The organism is Hyphomonas sp. (assembly GCF_041689225.1).
Taxonomy (GTDB): domain Bacteria; phylum Pseudomonadota; class Alphaproteobacteria; order Caulobacterales; family Hyphomonadaceae; genus Hyphomonas.
This window is the reverse complement of the sequence record NZ_JBDNGN010000002.1, coordinates 1-17614: the sequence shown is the minus strand read 5'-3', so window position 1 is coordinate 17614 and position 17614 is coordinate 1. Positions and strand designations below refer to the sequence as shown.

Genomic DNA, 17614 nt, shown 5'->3' with positions numbered 1-17614 from the left:
GCGCCTGATAGGCCCGGGCCAGCCGGTTGGTGCGGGCCTCAAGTTCGGCCCATGTGCGCCGGTCGCCGAGATGGTCGAGCGCGACCCGGTCCGGCTGTTGCTGCGCCCAATGCGCCACGATGCGTGAAAGGGAAATTGCCGCCATGTGAATCCTGCCCTGATGCCGAAACCTGCCGTTCCGGCTGCCGTTTTGACAAAAGTGGCATAAGCGCCCCCGCGCGTCATCAGGAACCTGATGCGAAACAGCGCGGCGAAGGACGAGACAGGAACGGACCGGTAAAATGTGTGGGTATGCTCAAACCTGAAAATGGAATTTTGGGCCTGAGACCTTGTTCTTATGGTGCACCCGGAGCGATTCGAACGCCCGACCCCCAGATTCGTAGTCCGCCCTTACCAACTTCATTCAAACTGTAAGAAGCGCAGAGATTCGCTTCTTAAGATTGTTTTTATTAACTTTTTCTTCTTTTCGAAATTGACTGCCGTTCGCTTGATTTGTGGGCAAATTGTGGGCAAAATTAGCTGTAAGTTGAATGGTGAAAACGCTAAAATTGAGCGGAAACCGGACCATGAATTCGCATACCAAACGTTCTCGCCTGACTCAGGCGTTCATCAGTTCAATTGAAGCGAATTGAGCCAAGCAACGCTTCTCGGACCACAAAGTCCCTGGACTTTGTCTCCGTGTCGCGCCTGGGGGAACCAAGACCTTCGTGATCAGATATAGAAAGCCTGACAACGCCTCCGCTGAAATGAACATCGGGCGGGCAAATGTTGTAACGCTCGAAATGGCTCGCGACCGTGCAAAAAAGCATTCGGCCCAGGTGCCAGACGGGCACGATCCCATCGAAGCGATGGCGCCAAGCAGGCATCGAAGCGCGCAACAAGAAAATGGAAACCCTTGATGCGCTGGCAGGCGCTTACAAAGCCTCTCCTGGCTTCCTTTCAAAAAGGATCAGAACACAGGAGTTCTACGAGTCATGTTTGCGAGTCCACATCCTGCCTCGCCTTGGAACCCGCTCAGTCAAGGAGATTGGTCGAAAGGACATCGCCTCTTTTCTGGACCGAACCTACAATGAGGCCAGTGGTCCAGCTTCAAACTCCGCACGATGGACGTTGAGTGTCCTGTTTTCATATGCGGCCGAACTGGAACTCATCGACTTCAATCCTGTATCCGCCGTCAAGCAGCGTCATCGTGTTGGCCAAAGGACCCGGCAGTTGAATGACACAGAGCTGAAATGTCTCTGGCAGGCACTCCACGACCTTGAAGGCGTTACAGCTGATGTGTCGGATATGATCAGGCTCTGCTTGTTCTTACCCGCGCGCGTCAATGAAATTGCCGGGATGGAATGGGCGGAGCTCAATTTCGATGAGCGACTTTGGATTGTTCGAGCCGACCGGATGAAGAACAACAAACCCCATGAGCTTCCGTTTGGCGAGTTCTGCCAAAAACTCCTGGAAAAGAGACGCAACTCAGAAGTAGGAAACAATCCATGGGGTTTCCCTGCCAACTCTGGCATTGAGCCTATGAATGGCAAAGTGGCCAGTCGGGCTTGCAATAGACTATCGAGAGATTGGGGCTGGCAGCCCTCTGGGCCAAACGCATTGAGGAGAGGGTTTACAACAAGGATGGCCGAAAACGGCGTCCGCCTGGAAATCCTAGAACGTGCCCTGAGCCACGATGTTACGGACGGCCGGGCAATCGCCCACTACGATCACTATTCGTACCGCGATGAAAAACGTCATTTGATTGAACACTGGGAAGAAGCCCTGCTTAAGATCGTCCAAGAACAAGACTCTCAGGTTGATCAGACCGAGAGTGACGAATGATATTCGTAATAAACACCCAACACTGGAAGTCCCTCCTAATCGCCGTCAGACGCGCGTCAGTTTGAGCCCGTCCGACAATCAATTTTGCGGTCGAAAGAATCTATGAAAGCCTCATGGAGGGGCTTCGGCTCAAATATTCAGAGGCTGTGTGAGAAAACTAATCTTAGAGTTTCAATAAGAACCTTGTGTCTTTGAAGTAGCTGAACGACTGCAGTCTCGCCGAACTGTTCTTCAACCGCGGTCAAATCGGAAATCTCATTGCGCACCACAATTGCGCAGATGAGTTTTCACGCAGCCCACCTCCAAGCAGTCCTTACGGTCCTCCTGAAGGCGATTACGACGATGGAGCAAGTTTCTCGAAATTATTGCGGGACCGAATGGGCCGCAGGTCGGACTCTCTCAAATTTTGCACTTGCAGAACCGGGGTCGGCCAAACATGACAATACCGGCGCGGCTACGGATTGCAGTATGGGCACGAGCCCGGATCTGCTTCCTGCAATCCGTCAGTTCTCGGAGTTTTTTCGCGGTGATCACAAAGAAAGCAGCCGTATATCTCTGACCGCACGAGGTTCGTCGGACCTCCGCACCAGCTGCAGGGTAATCCGTTCTCGATGTCGACAACGCCCCAGCCTGGCGCGTCGCAGGCCTTACATGCAGACAGCAACCGCCCAGCAAATCGCTCCGTAAGCCGCGCCAACGTCGCCATGCGCGCTGGGTTCATATGCGCTCGCATATCCGTCTCCACCTGGGCCAACCCGTCCCTGGAATGGGCCGTTGCGGTTTTGATTGCACATGCGAGACTCTCAAGGTCCCGCAAGCCCTTGAAGACGGCCACGCTGGGCGCTGGAAAATCGGACGGTTTGACGATAAGCGCCTGAGCCGGGAACCCAATCAGAACTGGAAAGTCGGCAAGATCCGCCATATCCTTGACCTGCCGGTTGTGATAGCTAGGCGCGTCGTCGAAGACGTGCTCCATCGCAATCAGCCCGGTCGTCTGGTCGACGAGAACGAGTTTTTCAAGCCCGGCGGGGATGAACGGAATATGCGGATGGGGGCCATAGCTGCCCTCGCTTGCTATGGCCAGGTTCAGACCAGTGATAGATAGGCCGAGACGCGCTTTCGCGATCAGGACTTCATCCATGTTGCCGGGACGCGCGATTTCTCCCGTGAAGGTACCGAGCGTGTCGGTATCAATGCCTTGCGGGACGATAATGCTTAGCCCAAGAGCGTTCTCCAGGATGGACGCAATCGCTGCCTCCTTGCCATGCATGGTGGCGAGAACCGCCTGGCGTCCCGCAAACGGCTTGGCCCCCAGGGTCATCAGAAATAGCCCTCACGCTTCTGAGCTTCCAGCGATCCAGCATCGCTGACGCGGCCGCTGCGCTCAGAACTTTTGGTCGCGAGCGTCTCTCGCAGGACGCCGGGCAAATCCCGTGCCTCAGAGCGATCTGCGGCTGTGACTGGCCAGCAGCCAAGAGACCTGAAGCGCACCGATTCCATTCGAGTCTCTGCGAAACCAAGCCTTAGCGCCCGACCGGGGTCGTCAATGACAATCCGTTTTCCTCCATGCTCAACGACCGGCCTTTCGGCCGCAAAATAGAGGGGGCAGAGCGCAATTTTTCGCGACAGAATGTAAGCCCAAAGATCGAACTCGGTCCAGTTTGAGAGCGGATAGGCACGAAGGGTCTGGCCAGAAGCTCTGTGCCAGTTATAGGTCGACCAGAGTTCCGGGCGCTGCTGTTTCGGGTTCCAGGAATGCCCGTTGCTCCGGACCGAAACGATACGTTCCTTTGCGCGGGTCGCCTCCTCTTCGCGTCGGGCCCCCCCGAAGATCACATCATAGCCGCCATAGTCGAGCGCCTGTTTCAGGGCGTCGGTCCGCATTAGGCTAGTGTAGACGTCATTATCATGGACCGGATTGAGGCCCTGCGCCCGGCCCGCTTCGTTATGATGCAGGACAAGTTCAAAGCCATGAGCTGCGGCGAAGCGGTTGCGAAACTCCAGAACCTCGCGAAATTCCCAGGTGGAATCCACGTGAAGGAGCGGTAAGGGCGGTTTTGAAGGATAGAATGCCTTGAGCGCCAGATGGGCGAGCACGGTTGAATCCTTGCCGCCGGAAAAGAGCAACACCGGATGCTCCGCCTCGGCGACTCCGTCGCGCAGGATATGTATGGCTTCGCTTTCCAGCCCGTCGAGGTGGGATAATCGCCTCATCACCTCGCCCGCCTAAGCATCGGCCCGACCGGCGAAGCGCCACGCGAGCGTCTGTCCTGCGTGAAAAGGAGCGACCTGCGTCGAAGCGGCCGGAAGAATACCGGGAACCTCGCTTGAGGACCGCTCCAACACGACATGGGAAGTGTTCAACGGCAGGCCATAGAAGCGCGGGCCGTTCTCCGACGCAAAGGCTTCCAGTCGGTCGAGCGCGCCTTCTTCTTCAAAAGTCTTGGCGTAGCTTTCAAGCGCAAAGGGTGCATTGAAGATGCCGGCGCAGCCGCAGGCAGATTCCTTATCACCGATAGCGTGAGGCGCTGAATCTGTGCCCAGAAAGAACTTCGCCGACCCGGATGTCGCCGCCTGCCGCAGGGCAAGGCGATGCCGCTCGCGTTTGGCGACCGGCAGGCAATAATAGTGCGGGCGGATACCACCCTGGAACATGGCGTTGCGATTGATATTGAGATGATGGGGCGTGATCGTCGCGGCGATGTTCGGACCGCAGGACTCGACGAACGCGGCCGCGTCTTCGGTTGTGATATGCTCGAAGACCACCTTCAGGTCAGGAAAATCAGCCACGAGCTTTTTGAGAATGCGGTCGATGAAGACAGCCTCGCGGTCGAAAATGTCGACATGGTCGTCGGTGACTTCGCCATGCAGCAAGAGCGGCATGCCGATCCGCTGCATTGTTTCAAGTGCCGGATAGATGTTCCGGACGTCCGTGACGCCGTGCTGGGCGTTGGTCGTGGCGTGCGCGGGATACAGTTTGCAGGCCGTGAACACGCCGGACGCAAATCCCAACTCGATCTCGGTCGGATCGATGTCGTCCGTTAAGTAGCAGGTCATCAGCGGCGTGAAGTCCATGCCCGGTTCCAGTGCGGTGAGAATACGTGCCCTGTAGGCCTTCGCTGCCGCAACGCTGGTCACCGGCGGATCAAGGTTCGGCATCACTATAGCGCGCGCGAACTGGCGAGCGGTGTAGTTGACCACGGCATCGAGCATTGGCCCATCGCGCAAATGCACGTGCCAGTCGTCCGGCCGTAGAATGATCAGACGATCAATGGAGCCTTCCGGCTTTTCCGCTTCTGTCACCCTTAGCTCAGATATCGGCATGGACATGCTCCTCGGCTGGCGTGCACGCATGGGGAAGGACCCTCCGTTCCGATGCCACCGCTCACTGACCCTGACCCAGTGAGTAGCCGGCCTCCCCGTCAAAGGTGAACAAGTGCTCGGTTTTGATGAAGTCGACGCCGTCGCTGGTAAGGTTCTTTAGCAGTTCGACAATCATGGCCTTGTTGAACTGTTTTTCAGGCTTCGCCAGGTAGCGGCACCGCCAATGGTCCGTACAAAAAGTTTCCGGCAGGCCGTCCGGCCAGACCTTCACCCCTCTATTCGTGATCATACTCAGTTCGTAAAGGTGATTCGCCGCCTTCTGCATATCCGTTGCAAGCTGTTCGACGTCCCCGTTCGAATGGACAAAGACGTCGATCCCGACCAGCACCTTTTTTGCGCGCGGACGCTTCGTGGCTTGAGGCACCACGAAAGGCTTGGCGTTGGTGTTGTATGAAACCGGCTGAAGGCTGGTCGGCTTCTCGCCGAGACGGGCGATCACAGCATCTGTAAAAGCCATAGTACCGACCTTCTGCGCCGAAATGCCGTCCTTGAAAATATCGTAGGTGTGGATGCCGTCTTCGATCGCCTTTAGCCAGGCGTTGTGCACCCGCTCCGCCACCTCCCGCTGGCCGATATGGACCATCATCATAACGCCCGCGAGCAGCAGGCCGGACGGGTTTGCCACGTCCTGGCCGGCTCGCCGCGGGGCCGATCCGTGGATGGCCTCAAACATGGCGCAGTGCTCGCCGATATTGGCCGACGGGGCAAGGCCTACGGACCCGGCTATCTGAGCGGCAATATCGCTCAGCACGTCGCCATAGAGGTTCGGCATCACCAAGACGTCGAACACCTCGGGCGTGTCGGCCAGCTTAGCGGCGCCGATGTCAACGATCCAATGCTCGTTTTCGATCTCCGGGTACTCCGCCGCGATTTCGTCGAAGACCTTGTGGAACAGCCCGTCGGTCAGCTTCATGATGTTGTCTTTGGTGAAGCAGGTGACCTTCTTGCGGTCCTGGGTCTTAGCGTACTCGAAGGCGTATCGGACGATCTTCTCGCAGCCGGGCCGTGAGATCAGCTTCAGGCACTGATAGACCTCGTCGGTTTGGCGATGCTCGATCCCGGCGTAGAGGTCTTCCTCGTTCTCACGGACAATAACAACATCCATCGCCGGATGCTTGGTGGCGACGAATGGCGCATAGGCTGCGCAGGGTCGAACGTTGGCGAATAGGCCAAGCGATTTGCGCACGGTCACATTCAGGCTCTTGAAGCCGCCGCCCTGAGGTGTCGTGATCGGCGCCTTGTAGAACACCTTGGTCCGCCGCAGACTGTCCCAGGCCCTTGGCTCGATGCCCGCTGTGTTGCCTGCCAGATAAGCGCGCTCGCCGATATCAATCGGCTCGATCGAGATGTTGGCGCCGGCCGCGAGCAACACCTTAAGACTTGCCCTCATGATCTCCGGACCGATGCCGTCGCCAAAGGCAAGGGTCACCGGAACGGCGTCTTCTTTGGCAGAAACCTCCTGGAGCTCCGCCATACGGTCCCGATCCGGTTGCTGGTCCATCTTCGATCCTCCTGAGCTGGTCATTCTTGAGTTACGATAGACGCTACAAATGGATTGCGAAAATTGATTAGGGAGCACTCTATCATTGATATCCACAATGCATATATGCTGCACTATGACTGCAAGTCGGAACATCGATCCCGATCTTTTGCGAACGTTCGTGACCGTCGTCGAATGCGGTGGATTCTCCCGAGCCGCCGAGCGGTTGCTGCGCGGACAATCGGCCATCTCGCTTCAGATCAAGCGGCTGGAAGATCAGCTTGGCGTGAGGCTTCTCGAGCGAAGCCCGCGCCACCTGTCACTGACGAGCGAGGGCGAGCTGATTATCGATTATGCGCGGCGCATCCTTAGCCTCAACGACGAGTTGGCGGCCCGCGTGAAGGAACCGGAACTCTCCGGCCTCGTCCGTCTCGGCGCACCCGAGGACTTCGCAACCAGCCACCTGCCGAACGTGTTGGCGCGGTTTGCACGCAGTCATCCGCACGTCGCCTTGGAAGTCACCTGCGAATTGACCCTCGAACTGTTAGCGCGTTTTCACGCCGGTGGTTTGGATATTGCGCTGGTCAAGCGCGAGCCGGATGCCGGGACGGGAGGCATCCGGGTCTGGCGCGAGCCTCTGGTCTGGGTCGCCGCCAACAGGCAGATCGCCGACATGGAAGGACCGTTGCCCCTCGCGGTTTCGCCTCAACCATGCGTCTATCGCAAGCGCATGACTGATGGTCTCGACAGCATCGGTCGCCCTTGGCGCATCGCCTACACCTGTGGTTCGCTTGCCGGAACCCACGCCGCCGTCCGCGCCGGCCTCGGCGTGACGGTGCTTCCCAAAGAGATGATCCCCTCAGATCTGACCATCCTCAACGATGAATCTCTAGACCTCCCGAATCTCGAGGATACGGAAACGGCCCTGATCGAAGCGACGCAGCTCAGCCCAGCCGCATTGCGCTTGCGCGATTACATTGTCCGGGAACTCGAACACGCTGGATGATGGGAGATATCTCAAGTGGCATTGTCAGGAGAACCGGGCTTGAGGTGGTAATGTCAGAGCAAACGGCCTTGAGGCAGCCGATCCTCGCGTTCAGCCTCAGAATAAGAGCAAAAACCCGTTCCTATACTTTAAAACCTCGCCCGAGATCATCCAGTTCGGCGTGATGATGTTCATCCGATTTCCGCTGTCGCTCCGAAACGTCGGTCGGACTCGATGCAGCGGAGCCCATAATGGCAGTTGTACGTGGACGAGGTCTTCGTCAGTCGAAGGCAGGCGTAGCCAAAATCCGCGGCGAGCAACATTGCCTCTGGCGAGCCGTGGATCGTGAAGGCGGAGTCCTGGAATCCCGCGTCATCAAGAACTGCGACAAAGTCGCAGCTTTGAAATTCCTGAAGAAAGCAATGCGACGATATGGGAATCCGCATGTCGTGGTAACAGACAAATGCCCCTCCTATCGGGCCCCGATGAAAGTCGCTGGGAGCGAGGGTCGCCAACAGACAGGCCTACATCTCAACAACCGGGCTGAGAATTCGCACCTGCCTTTCCGAAGGCGAGAGCGGGCGATATCGCGATTTCGGCGGATGCGCAGTTTACAGAAGTTCGTCTCAATCCATTCGTCAGTACAAAATCACTTCAACCACCAGAGAAATATCAATAGAAGGGCCAGGTTCAAAACGATGCGAGACGCCGCTCTTCGCGAGCGGCGCGACCGCTTGCTGCCTGCTTGTTGGGCCAAGATACTTCTTAGTTACCAGAACCCGGCAAGGCGCAACGCTCTTCTCCCGATACCAATAACCGGTCAAAGCTCCATGACCTTCGCTTGGCTCTCCCTTGCCTTTATGCGGCGGAGTGGAGATGCAAGTTCGAGATGAACGCGGAGCGGTTGCGAATTATGGCTCCGACGCTAATCGTTTGCGGCGCCAATTGATAAGGCCGCCCTCGAGGATCACGGCAATCTGCTTGTCGGTGAGGCCGTGTTTGGTGGAAATCGAGTCCTTGCCTTCGACTTCAAGGCTGACATCAGCGCCCGCGTTCAACGTTCGATGCAGGTCGCGCATGATGAGGACGTCGCCTTTGTCGAGGCGCTCGTAGTCGCCAGGCTCAGCAAACATAAGCGGCAGCACGCCGTAATTGACCAAATTCTGGCGATGGATGCGCGCGAAGCTTTTGACCAATACAGCCCGCAGGCCGAGATTGCGGGGTGCGATGGCTGCATGCTCGCGCGATGATCCTTGGCCATAGTTTTCACCGCCTATCACGGCATGTCCAGTGCTGCTGCGCACCGCACGGGCTCGCTCCAGATAGGTCGTGTCTATCCGCTCGAACGAGAAGTCATCGATTTTCTGAATGTTCGACCGGTAAGGCAGCACCTTCGCGCCCGCCGGCATAATCTCATCGGTCGAGACGTCATCACCCATCTTGAGGATCGCCGGCAATTCAAGCGTGTCAGGCAGTGGGTCGAATTCGGGGAGCGATCTGATATTCGGCCCCTTGACCAACCTGACAGAACGCGACTCCTCTGGGGGCGGTGGTGCATCGAGCAACGCCATTGTCGCGACGGTCTTCTCTGGATGTCTAAGGCGCGGGTAGGGCATATCGAGTGAGCGGGGATCGGTGATCTTGCCCGTAAGCGCTGAGGCGGCAGCGGTTTCCGGGGAACACAGGAAAACCGAGTCTTCCTTGGTTCCCGATCGGCCCGGAAAATTACGCGGTGTTGTTCGTAGTGAGTTGCGCCCGATCGCGGGTGCCTGACCCATGCCGATGCAACCGTTGCAGCCAGCCTGATGGATCCGAGCGCCTGCGGCCACTAGGGTGCCAAGTCGCCCATCGGCGATCAGCATCTCGAGAAGTTGTCGAGAAGTCGGATTGATATCGAATGACATCGCTGGAGGCACCGTCTTCCCACGAACGATTTCTGCCACTACCGCGAAGTCCCGCCAGCCCGGATTGGCCGATGAACCAATGTACGCCTGGTATATCTCTTCACCCACGACCTCGCTGACCGCCACGACATTGCCCGGGCTTGACGGTTTGGCGATCAGGGGTTCGAGACCGGACAGGTCAATCTCGTCATGCTGATCATAGACGCAGCCGTCATCGGCCGCGAGCTTGACCCAGCACTCAGCCCTTCCCTCGCTGTCGAGGAAACGCTTAACTTCTCCATCGGACGGGAAAACTGTCGTGGTCGCGCCAAGCTCGGCACCCATATTGGCGATCACATGCCGATCCATCGCGCTAAGGCTGCTCAGGCCCGAACCGTAGTATTCGATGATTTTGCCTACACCGCCAGACACTCCGTGACGGCGCAACATTTCAAGGATCACATCCTTGGCGCTAACCCAATCGGGCAGTTTTCCCACAAGCCTAACGCCGAATATCTCGGGCATGGCCATCGGAAATGTCTCGCCCGACATGGCAAGCGCTACGTCGAGGCCGCCGGCCCCAATTGCCAACATACCCAGCGCGCCCGCCGCCGGCGTATGGCTGTCGGACCCGAGTAGAGACTTGCCGGGCTCGCCGAAGCGCTGCATGTGCACCACATGGCTAATGCCGTTGCCTGGCCGCGAATGCCAGATACCGAAGCGCCGGCAAGCGCTTTCGAGGAAGAGATGGTCGTCCGGATTCAGATTGTCGATTTGTAGCAGATTGTGATCGACATACTGGACACTGGCTTCGGTTTTCACGCGGTCGATTCCGATCGCCTCCAGCGACAGCATGACTAGCGTCCCCGTTGCGTCCTGGGTGAGAGTCTGATCGATCCTGATCTCAATCGGCGAACCAGGCGTCATCTCACCCTCGATCAGATGACTTTCTATGAGCTTTTGTGCAACGTTTCTGGGCATCAAGTTTTCCTACTCATGATCCTAGTTGATTTTGAAGAGACTGTCCGGCGGATCGGCCTCAAGCGCCCCTAATCGGGGGTCATAGCGGAACGAGGCCGCGCAATATGGGCAGAGAATAGTGTCCGCCGCACCCATATTGAGGTAGATATGCGGGTGATCATGCGGGGCGGAGACGCCGGCGCACTTGAACGCTTTGACCCCTATTCTGATCTCCTGCACGCCCCGGTCGTTTTTGAACTTCGTATAGCCGTCACCAGCCATCGCGTCCTGCTAACCTGTTCTCGATGATCGAAACTTCCGTAAACTGATGGTCCACTGAACGATCTGTCATCTCGGCACTGTGGGCCAGCTTCCGAAGTTCCGCAAGCTTTGTTTCGAATTCGACGGCGGTGAGACTGGCCTAGGCATTCAACTTGCTTTTGGCACATCTATCAATCGTCAGGCGGCGGCGCCTTATTGGTGCGTGTATCTGTTTCGTCGCTTTCCGGCGGCGCGCGCGGACCGGCAATCAACCGGGCGCCGCGCTCGAAGGTCACATAGGACCAGAGCCACTGCGTCGCGACCAGCAGCCGGCTGCGCAAGCTGATGAGGAAGTAGATATGGGCGATGCCCCAAATCCACCAGGCCAGCCATCCTTTAAGGCGCAGGCGCCTGTAAACGATGACGGCCGCCTTGCGTCCGACCGTAGCGAGTTGGCCTCGATCGCGGTAGCGGAAGGGCGGTGGGGCGGCCTTGCCGGCGACCCGCGCCTTGATCGCATCGGCCACATAGGCGCCCTGCTGTTTGGCGACAGGGGCGATGCCGGGCAGCGGCGCGCCGGTCGCGTCACAGGCCAGCGCTGTGTCGCCGATGCCAAAAACATCGTCGGTACCCGGTGGCAGGAGGTTGGGTCCGACCGGGACTCGACCGGCGCGATCGGCTTCCAACCCGAGCCAGTCGGCGGCCGGCGAGGCCTTGACGCCAGCCGCCCAAATCACTGTAGCCGCCGACATGGTTTCGTCGCCTAGGGTGACGCCCGCCCCATCGCAACCCGTCACGGCGCCCCCTAAGCGAACGTCCACGCCCAGGCGTGCAAGCGCGTCCGCGGCGTAGCGAGACAGATCCTCGGGAAAGCCTGCAAGCAGCCTAGGGCCTGCCTCGACCAGAACCACATGGGTCTTCCCGGGATCGACGGCGCGGAAGTCTGCCGCTAGCGCCTTACGCGCGAGCTCCGCCACGGCTCCCGCCATCTCGACCCCGGTCGGTCCGCCGCCGACGATGACGATAGTCAGGAGCTGCCGTCGCTTTTCGGCGTCGCGCTCCATCTCGGCGCGCTCGAACGCCAGAAGCAATCGTCGGCGGATCTCCGTTGCGTCGTCGATCGTCTTCAGACCTGGCGCGTGGGCGGCCCATCCGTCATTGCCGAAATAGCCATGCGCTGCACCAGTCGCTAGCACCAGAATGTCGTAGCCGATTTCGCGATCGCCCAAGATGACCCGTTTGCGGTCTCGATCGACGCCGGTAACTTCTCCGAACAGGACACGGACGTTCTTCTGTCGACGGACGAGCCGGCGAATGGGCCAAGCGATGTCCGCCGGCGACAACCCCGCCGTCGCCACCTGGTAGAGCAACGGCTGGAAGAGGTGGTGGTTCGCGCGGTCAATAAGCGTGACGTGCACGGGCGTCTTGGCGAGGTTCTTGGCGACTGTGAGCCCGCCAAAGCCTGCACCGACAATGACCACCCGCAGTTGCCGTCCGTCGGCGCGGCGCTCAGACTCGTGGCGCATTCGATCTTGCCTTCCAGACGCCGCGGAAAAACAATTATGTGATATCAACCGCACCGACATTTAGGGGGCCGTGTCTGGAACGAGCCATTGGCGCCTATGATATGCGCTGTCCCAGAACATCCATTCAAGGCGCGTTGAATGTCGAAATGCCTGGTGCATCCGGACGCGACTGACATCGCTCGCGGTTCCGGCCACTCGGTCCGTCAGTTCCAGCATCTGTTCGACGCCTTTGGCGAAGTCTTCGCCTGCATAAGTATCGATCCAGGCGCGATAGGGGTTGTTGCTCGTGGCGTTCGCGTGGATGTCTTGGCCAACACGCAGATAGACCCAAAAACATGGTAGCAGCGCTGCAAGCACTTCAGGCAGATCGGCAATCGCGGCGGTGCGCAAAAGATAACTGACATAATGGTCGCATACGGGCGTCGGCTCGGTTGCGGCGAAGGATAACTCATCGACCCTATACAGGGCCATGTAATGCCCGTGCAACTGACGCTCCACGGCGATCGCGTCGTTGGCCGCTCCGGACAGCTGCATGATCGCATCTGCGTCGGGTGCGCGAGTTGCGGCCAACGCGAGCGCGCGCGCAAAGCCTTCCAGATAGTGTGCATCTTGTATGATGTAGTGTTGGAACGTCTCCGGAGCGAGCGCGCCCGTAGCAAGTTCGCGGTTGAACGGCATCGTGAGTATCGACTGTTGGAGTGCATCAGTTGCGGCCCACATCGTTTCGGTAAAACGCATTGAGCAATATCCTTTCGGGTTAAGCTGGCGTGTTGGGCTGCGGCCCATGAAAATTATGAATCGGGGAATCGCCATAAAAATTGAGGTCATTGGCAGCGCGAGGGGCTGAGGGCAGATGGGGTATCATTGGTCTTTCCATTCTTTCAAAAACGCGCGTGTGACCTCTTGCGGGGTTGCCGCCTGCGAGATGGCGGTGCTTTCCCCCACACCGCCCTTACCGCTGGGTATGGCTTGTATCGTCGTCACGAGGTTTTCGTTGCCTCGGGCTTGGCATTACTATCGTCGGCCTTAGCTTGCTGCCAAATTGACGCAATGATCACCGAGATCGTCCGGTCCCGGTTCAACTCCGACACACGTACAATTGTTGGCTTCGCCGCCGTACGAAAAGTATCGACGATCGCCGCAGGCGCCAACGGCGACAGTGTCGCGAATTTTGGCGAGTTCTCCTGCCAATACGGGCAGAACCTGCCGCAATGCGATGCACAATCCGCCGTCAATCCGCTCAATCGCTTCTGACAGGTCGCGCAAAGGATCATGACGCATGACGAATTTCCCGCTCTTCGTAAGGTCGAACCTAACGCTTCGACGGTCCTCGAATGACTGATGACGGATAAGAAAGCCCTTTAGCATCAGGGATTTGATGATTTGCGATGCTGCGCCAAGAGTCGTGGCATGAAAGCTGGCAAACGCTGACGGCGTGCGGGAAGCACGATTAGCGCGCGCAAAAAACCGCATGGCCATCCACTGCGCCGCAGTCAGGTCTGAACTTGGTCTGGTCCCACGTGAGGGCCGCCCAAGATAGACTAGAAGGTCGACTATTTCGTCGGTGTACGGCGCATTGTCAGTCATGACTATTTGATAGCGTTTCGAAACTATGTTGTCAAACAAAATCAGTCGGTATTACTGTGCCTCACGGCCGGTAACAGAGCTCGGTATTGTGGTGCATATTACAGACAATATCGACTTCCGGATCGCGCGCGATAGCCGTCGATTCTCGAACGGAAAGAATAGTGCGGGCGCCGTTGTCCCGGCTCACCAACACAGCCTGTGCCGATGTTTCGTCCGTTGACCCGCTTTGATGAAAGGCCGCAAGGTCGTATCTGCCGAAGGGCATGACGCGACCGTCTTTGTTGGGAAAAAGCACCGGAAATAAAACGCGGAAGATTTGTCGCCCAATCACTGAGCCTGGATCATCGGCGCTTGGAGCAAGACGCAAGTCGGAATCGCACCGCTCAACGCCTTCGTCAGGAGTGTCTGTTGTGCTGATCGCAAGCGCGAGGGCTGACATCTCCATGCGGGCCTCCTCTAGTTCTGCGACAGCAGACCTTTGTCTTTCAGGAGGCCTTCAAGCTCGCCGGCCTCATAGGCTTCACGAACAATGTCGTAACCGCCGACAAATTCTCCCTTTACGTATAATTGAGGGATCGTCGGCCAGTCGGTGTATTCCTTGATCCCTTCGCGAATCTCCGGGCTATCAAGCACGTTGACGGCCATGTACGGGAGTTGCAGGTCAGTGAGCAGCTTTGATACGGCAGATGAAAACCCGCATTGCGGCATCTCCTTCGTGCCCTTCATGAAAAGCACGATGTCGTTCTCGGTGATTTGCGATTTGATCGTCTTAAGAATAGCTTTCTGGTCCACGGCGCCCTCCACTATTTGTCTGCGGTTTTGATGGACAGGGCGTGAATGTCGTGATCGACCACTGCCTCTTGCACCATCTTGTGTTGCTGAATGCGCGACCGCCCCTGAAAGATCGGGTCAACGATTTTGACTTCCCAATGGTCTTCATCGCCGGCCAGGTCCTGACACTCGATTTGAGCGTCAGGGAACTTTTTCTTTAGGGCGGTTTCGAGGTCGATTTCGGATATCGGCATAGGGCCTCCAAATGATGTGGTTAAGGACTGGTTTGGGTGGTGGCGAATGAGCGCCGGAAGTTGCTCAATGGCGCACTGTCGATCCCATATCTCCCGGATAAGCCGGGTCGTTATCGTGGGCAATATCGCCGATTAGTTAGGGCGCCTCCGGAACGAGATCAGCGAGAAAAACGCCATTCAGGAACAACAGGACGTAGCTCTTGAGCGACTTCCACGGAAGGTCCTCGCCATGAAGATCATGGATGTCCGCGGCTTCCAGCATTTCGGCGTTCAATGGACGGCTCGCCAAATCCGATGGCGCATCGACGGCCTCGGATACTTCCGCAACGGCGATCCGATCTGCGGGTCTGGCGAGGACATAGCCACCGCCGTGTCCCTGCCGGGAGACGACTGGGCCCGCGTTGCGCAACTGCGCCATAAGGGTCTCTGTGTAGGACACCGATCGATTGATCCATTCGGCGATGCCCTTCGTCGAGCGAGACTTGTCCGCGACCTGCACCGCCAGGTGCACCAATGTCTCGATGCCCATATGGGCGCTTCTGCTGGTTTTCATCTTGTCTCCACCTCCGCTTTACTGGCGCCACATAGTATCGAAATCAAATCAGTTTGATGTGAACTTCAAACTACCACCTTGTCAAGTTAGTTCGGAAACGCTATCATCTTACCCTGTGAGCTGAAAGGCAGAAGGAGGCTGGAATGGATAGTCGCGTCATCGCCGAGTTAGTCGTCCATCTCGGGCGTATCGCGTCCGGAGACGGTCTCGTCGAGGGGCTGACGCCGGGCCAATGGGCCGTACTCAGATACGTCGCGCGCGCCAATCGCTTTTCCCGAACGCCATCGGCCTTCGCCGCGTTTCACGGCACGACCAGAGGGACGGCCTCCCAGGCGATCAAGAGCCTGGTTACGCAAGGCTATCTGTTACAGACCCGATCCGAAACCGATGGCCGCAGCGTCCGATTGGACCTCGCGGATACGGCCAAGACCATGCTCACCAAAGATCCCCTCGAAGCCCTGGTGCGGGCCGCGGACGCTCTCCCGCCCGGCGTCCGCAGCCAATTTTCCAACGGTATCCAGCGCATGCTAGGCCTCCTGGCTTCGGAGACAGGCAAGCCCTCCTTCGGCACCTGCGAAAATTGCGCGCATCTTAAAGGCGACGGATGTTGGCAGGAAGGGCTGGCGCCCTATGCATGCGGATTTGTGAAAGAGGCGCTCATTGAAGAAGAGCTGAAGGATCTCTGCATCAACTTCACCACCACCAAGTCGGCATCCCCCCGCGCACCCGCTGTTGGAGTCGTGTAGCGATGGTCGAACTTTCTTCGAATGTCGTCACCATTGTCGACGGTGACGTCACCATCAATGCCGAGGCGTTGGCGCCGAAGCTCTCCCTCTCCGTCGAAGCTCTGCAAGAGAAAATGGCCAATGGACTTGTTACAAGTATCGCCGAGACCGGCATCGACGATGATGCTGGGCGCACACGTCTCACCTTCCGTTATCGCGCGCGGGTCTGGCGCGTGGTGGTGGAAGATGACGGAACGCTTGCCGAATGTCCCGTGCCGAAAGGAAGGCCGCCTACCAAGAAGCATCCGTTCAGTCTGCTCGATCTCGTGAAGGACGCATCATGACAACTATTTCCGACGTCCTTGAAGACAACACGATCGCCATCTCCGCAGAGCTGCCCCTTAGCAACAGGGTGCGACCCTTTCTGGAACAGGTAGCGCGACGGCAAGTACCGATCACCTACCAGGATTTGGCCAAAGCGCTGGAGCTCTCGCCGCCCAACACGATCCGTCAACTCACGGTCGCACTGGAACACCTCATGGAGGAGGATGCCGCCGCTGGTCGCCCGTTGATTGCGGCGTTCGTGATCAGCAAAGCGCGTGGCGGTTTGCCTGCCACTGGATTCTTTGATTATGCCCGGCGATTGGCGCTGTATTCGGGGACCAAAGACGGTGCTGAAGCCCGGGTCTTTCACGCATCGGCGTTCGCCGCGGCTGTCACATTCTGGGGCGCTGCTGCGCAAGCCAAAAGTGCGGTTGATATCACATGACCTCTTTGTCCGCAGCGTCTGGAATGCAGGACCGAATGCCCCTCGGGTTTGGGTGCTGCGCCGAGGGGCAGCAACCGCACGCGGCCATTGTCTGCGCCGGCTTTGGTGGGCTCACGGTCGCCAAGAACTGCGCCAAAATACCCATGGGCGTCACGCTGAATGAACGCGAGAACCGACATCTCTTCCAGCCGCCACAGTACCAAGTGACGATGACAGGGCCGCCGCCCTTGCGGATTCGGCGATGCACCCCAGCCTTGGACGAAACAGCGTGCCTGCCGACTTTGACGGCGTGGCAGAGCGTGGTTTTGAAGGGGGCGGGCTAATGGACAACTACGGCGGGACCACCGAACACGAGGATGAGTGCATGGAAGTCATAGTCAAAGACAGTATCGACGCAGGCACGATTGCGGCCGCCAAGGCTTTGGAATCTGAAAACTATTCGGCCGGATTCACGACCGATATAGAAATGGACATGGCGCCCAAGGGGCTGTCTGAAGACACGATCCGGTACATTTCAGCGGCGAAGAATGAGCCTGAATGGCTGCTCGAATGGCGCCTGAAGGCGTATGAGCGCTGGCTGACCATGGAAGAGCCGAGCTGGGCGATGGTTCGCTATCCCAAGATCGACTACCAGGCCTATTACTATTTTGCG

The 17614-nt window shown here is 58.0% G+C and carries 18 protein-coding genes and 3 pseudogenes; 8 read left to right on the top strand and 13 right to left on the bottom strand.

Annotation, left to right across the window (positions count from 1 at the left end; genetic code table 11):
- Positions 1-707: 707 nt before the first annotated feature.
- Positions 708-788, top strand: a pseudogene (locus tag ACESNB_RS00165) (hypothetical protein); the annotation flags it as partial.
- Between the two features lie 7 nt (positions 789-795).
- Positions 796-1824, top strand: coding sequence for a tyrosine-type recombinase/integrase (locus ACESNB_RS00160; RefSeq protein WP_373002278.1), 1029 nt, complete (start codon positions 796-798; stop codon positions 1822-1824).
- Between the two features lie 454 nt (positions 1825-2278).
- On the opposite strand, the gene ACESNB_RS00155 is transcribed toward ACESNB_RS00160, so the two are convergent.
- The 4 genes from ACESNB_RS00155 to ACESNB_RS00140 all read right to left on the bottom strand — a co-directional run bounded on the left by ACESNB_RS00155 (position 2279) and on the right by ACESNB_RS00140 (position 6682).
- Positions 2279-3145, bottom strand: a complete 867-nt coding sequence (locus tag ACESNB_RS00155; protein WP_373002275.1) for a DUF6671 family protein — start codon at positions 3143-3145, stop codon at positions 2279-2281.
- Positions 3145-4038, bottom strand: coding sequence for a sulfate adenylyltransferase subunit CysD (cysD, locus tag ACESNB_RS00150; RefSeq protein WP_373002272.1), 894 nt, complete (start codon positions 4036-4038; stop codon positions 3145-3147). The genes ACESNB_RS00155 and cysD overlap by 1 nt, the downstream gene beginning before the upstream one ends.
- Before the next feature lie 12 nt (positions 4039-4050).
- On the bottom strand, positions 4051-5148 hold the full coding sequence (gene pyrC, locus ACESNB_RS00145) for a dihydroorotase (protein WP_373002269.1): 1098 nt from the start codon (positions 5146-5148) through the stop codon (positions 4051-4053).
- Positions 5149-5209: 61 nt separating this feature from the next.
- The gene (locus ACESNB_RS00140; RefSeq protein WP_373002281.1) at positions 5210-6682 is read right to left on the bottom strand and encodes an NADP-dependent isocitrate dehydrogenase; all 1473 of its coding nucleotides are present in this window, start codon (positions 6680-6682) and stop codon (positions 5210-5212) included.
- 142 nt (positions 6683-6824) lie between these two features.
- Between ACESNB_RS00140 and ACESNB_RS00135 the strand changes: the two genes are divergently transcribed.
- Both ACESNB_RS00135 and ACESNB_RS00130 read left to right on the top strand, forming a co-directional pair.
- A complete protein-coding gene (locus tag ACESNB_RS00135) occupies positions 6825-7694 on the top strand; it encodes a LysR substrate-binding domain-containing protein (protein ID WP_373002266.1) in 870 nt (289 codons plus the stop codon).
- Positions 7695-7857: 163 nt separating this feature from the next.
- Positions 7858-8404, top strand: a pseudogene (locus ACESNB_RS00130) (transposase); the annotation flags it as partial.
- A 180-nt stretch (positions 8405-8584) separates the two neighbouring features.
- Here ACESNB_RS00130 and ACESNB_RS00125 read toward each other — a convergent pair.
- The 9 genes from ACESNB_RS00125 to ACESNB_RS00085 form a co-directional block, all read right to left on the bottom strand.
- A complete protein-coding gene (locus ACESNB_RS00125; protein ID WP_373002263.1) occupies positions 8585-10537 on the bottom strand; it encodes an aconitate hydratase in 1953 nt (650 codons plus the stop codon).
- Between the two features lie 21 nt (positions 10538-10558).
- Positions 10559-10798, bottom strand: a complete 240-nt coding sequence (locus ACESNB_RS00120; RefSeq protein WP_373002259.1) for a zinc-finger domain-containing protein — start codon at positions 10796-10798, stop codon at positions 10559-10561.
- A 170-nt stretch (positions 10799-10968) separates the two neighbouring features.
- A complete protein-coding gene (locus tag ACESNB_RS00115; RefSeq protein WP_373002256.1) occupies positions 10969-12303 on the bottom strand; it encodes an NAD(P)/FAD-dependent oxidoreductase in 1335 nt (444 codons plus the stop codon).
- A gap of 60 nt (positions 12304-12363) precedes the next feature.
- The gene (gene tenA, locus ACESNB_RS00110; RefSeq protein WP_373002253.1) at positions 12364-13041 is read right to left on the bottom strand and encodes a thiaminase II; all 678 of its coding nucleotides are present in this window, start codon (positions 13039-13041) and stop codon (positions 12364-12366) included.
- 288 nt (positions 13042-13329) lie between these two features.
- Complete coding sequence (locus ACESNB_RS00105) at positions 13330-13890, bottom strand: winged helix DNA-binding protein (RefSeq protein ID WP_373002250.1); 561 nt, start codon at positions 13888-13890, stop codon at positions 13330-13332.
- Positions 13891-13951: 61 nt separating this feature from the next.
- A complete protein-coding gene (locus tag ACESNB_RS00100; RefSeq protein ID WP_373002247.1) occupies positions 13952-14335 on the bottom strand; it encodes a hypothetical protein in 384 nt (127 codons plus the stop codon).
- A gap of 11 nt (positions 14336-14346) precedes the next feature.
- Positions 14347-14682, bottom strand: coding sequence for a Grx4 family monothiol glutaredoxin (grxD, locus tag ACESNB_RS00095; protein WP_373002244.1), 336 nt, complete (start codon positions 14680-14682; stop codon positions 14347-14349).
- 11 nt (positions 14683-14693) lie between these two features.
- A complete protein-coding gene (locus ACESNB_RS00090; RefSeq protein ID WP_373002241.1) occupies positions 14694-14915 on the bottom strand; it encodes a BolA/IbaG family iron-sulfur metabolism protein in 222 nt (73 codons plus the stop codon).
- A 136-nt stretch (positions 14916-15051) separates the two neighbouring features.
- Positions 15052-15468 (bottom strand): Rrf2 family transcriptional regulator, encoded by a 417-nt coding sequence (locus tag ACESNB_RS00085; RefSeq protein WP_373002239.1) that lies wholly within the window; start codon positions 15466-15468, stop codon positions 15052-15054.
- 143 nt (positions 15469-15611) lie between these two features.
- Here ACESNB_RS00085 and ACESNB_RS00080 point away from each other — a divergent pair, with 143 nt between their 5' ends.
- From ACESNB_RS00080 to ACESNB_RS00065, 4 genes and pseudogenes are all read left to right on the top strand, one after another.
- A complete protein-coding gene (locus tag ACESNB_RS00080) occupies positions 15612-16214 on the top strand; it encodes a MarR family winged helix-turn-helix transcriptional regulator (RefSeq protein WP_373002235.1) in 603 nt (200 codons plus the stop codon).
- A gap of 2 nt (positions 16215-16216) precedes the next feature.
- The gene (locus tag ACESNB_RS00075; RefSeq protein ID WP_373002232.1) at positions 16217-16537 is read left to right on the top strand and encodes a DUF6522 family protein; all 321 of its coding nucleotides are present in this window, start codon (positions 16217-16219) and stop codon (positions 16535-16537) included.
- Complete coding sequence (locus tag ACESNB_RS00070; protein WP_373002228.1) at positions 16534-16962, top strand: hypothetical protein; 429 nt, start codon at positions 16534-16536, stop codon at positions 16960-16962. Before ACESNB_RS00075 ends, ACESNB_RS00070 begins: the two co-directional genes overlap by 4 nt.
- 364 nt (positions 16963-17326) lie before the next feature.
- A pseudogene (locus ACESNB_RS00065) lies at positions 17327-17614 on the top strand (Fe-S cluster assembly protein SufB); the annotation flags it as partial.

Excerpts from the sequence above, each read along its gene's own strand:
- ACESNB_RS00100 (WP_373002247.1), bottom strand. The coding sequence starts at position 14,335 with ATGGAGATGTCAGCCCTCGCGCTTGCGATCAGCACAACAGACACTCCT.
- ACESNB_RS00125 (WP_373002263.1), bottom strand. The coding sequence starts at position 10,537 with ATGCCCAGAAACGTTGCACAAAAGCTCATAGAAAGTCATCTGATCGAG.
- pyrC (WP_373002269.1), bottom strand. The coding sequence starts at position 5,148 with ATGCCGATATCTGAGCTAAGGGTGACAGAAGCGGAAAAGCCGGAAGGC.
- ACESNB_RS00070 (WP_373002228.1), top strand. The coding sequence starts at position 16,534 with ATGACAACTATTTCCGACGTCCTTGAAGACAACACGATCGCCATCTCC.
- ACESNB_RS00135 (WP_373002266.1), top strand. The coding sequence starts at position 6,825 with ATGACTGCAAGTCGGAACATCGATCCCGATCTTTTGCGAACGTTCGTG.
- ACESNB_RS00080 (WP_373002235.1), top strand. The coding sequence starts at position 15,612 with ATGGATAGTCGCGTCATCGCCGAGTTAGTCGTCCATCTCGGGCGTATC.
- ACESNB_RS00085 (WP_373002239.1), bottom strand. The coding sequence starts at position 15,468 with ATGAAAACCAGCAGAAGCGCCCATATGGGCATCGAGACATTGGTGCAC.
- ACESNB_RS00140 (WP_373002281.1), bottom strand. The coding sequence starts at position 6,682 with ATGGCGGAGCTCCAGGAGGTTTCTGCCAAAGAAGACGCCGTTCCGGTG.
- ACESNB_RS00090 (WP_373002241.1), bottom strand. The coding sequence starts at position 14,915 with ATGCCGATATCCGAAATCGACCTCGAAACCGCCCTAAAGAAAAAGTTC.
- ACESNB_RS00115 (WP_373002256.1), bottom strand. The coding sequence starts at position 12,303 with ATGCGCCACGAGTCTGAGCGCCGCGCCGACGGACGGCAACTGCGGGTG.
- ACESNB_RS00075 (WP_373002232.1), top strand. The coding sequence starts at position 16,217 with ATGGTCGAACTTTCTTCGAATGTCGTCACCATTGTCGACGGTGACGTC.
- cysD (WP_373002272.1), bottom strand. The coding sequence starts at position 4,038 with ATGAGGCGATTATCCCACCTCGACGGGCTGGAAAGCGAAGCCATACAT.
- ACESNB_RS00155 (WP_373002275.1), bottom strand. The coding sequence starts at position 3,145 with ATGACCCTGGGGGCCAAGCCGTTTGCGGGACGCCAGGCGGTTCTCGCC.
- ACESNB_RS00120 (WP_373002259.1), bottom strand. The coding sequence starts at position 10,798 with ATGGCTGGTGACGGCTATACGAAGTTCAAAAACGACCGGGGCGTGCAG.
- tenA (WP_373002253.1), bottom strand. The coding sequence starts at position 13,041 with ATGCGTTTTACCGAAACGATGTGGGCCGCAACTGATGCACTCCAACAG.
- ACESNB_RS00105 (WP_373002250.1), bottom strand. The coding sequence starts at position 13,890 with ATGACTGACAATGCGCCGTACACCGACGAAATAGTCGACCTTCTAGTC.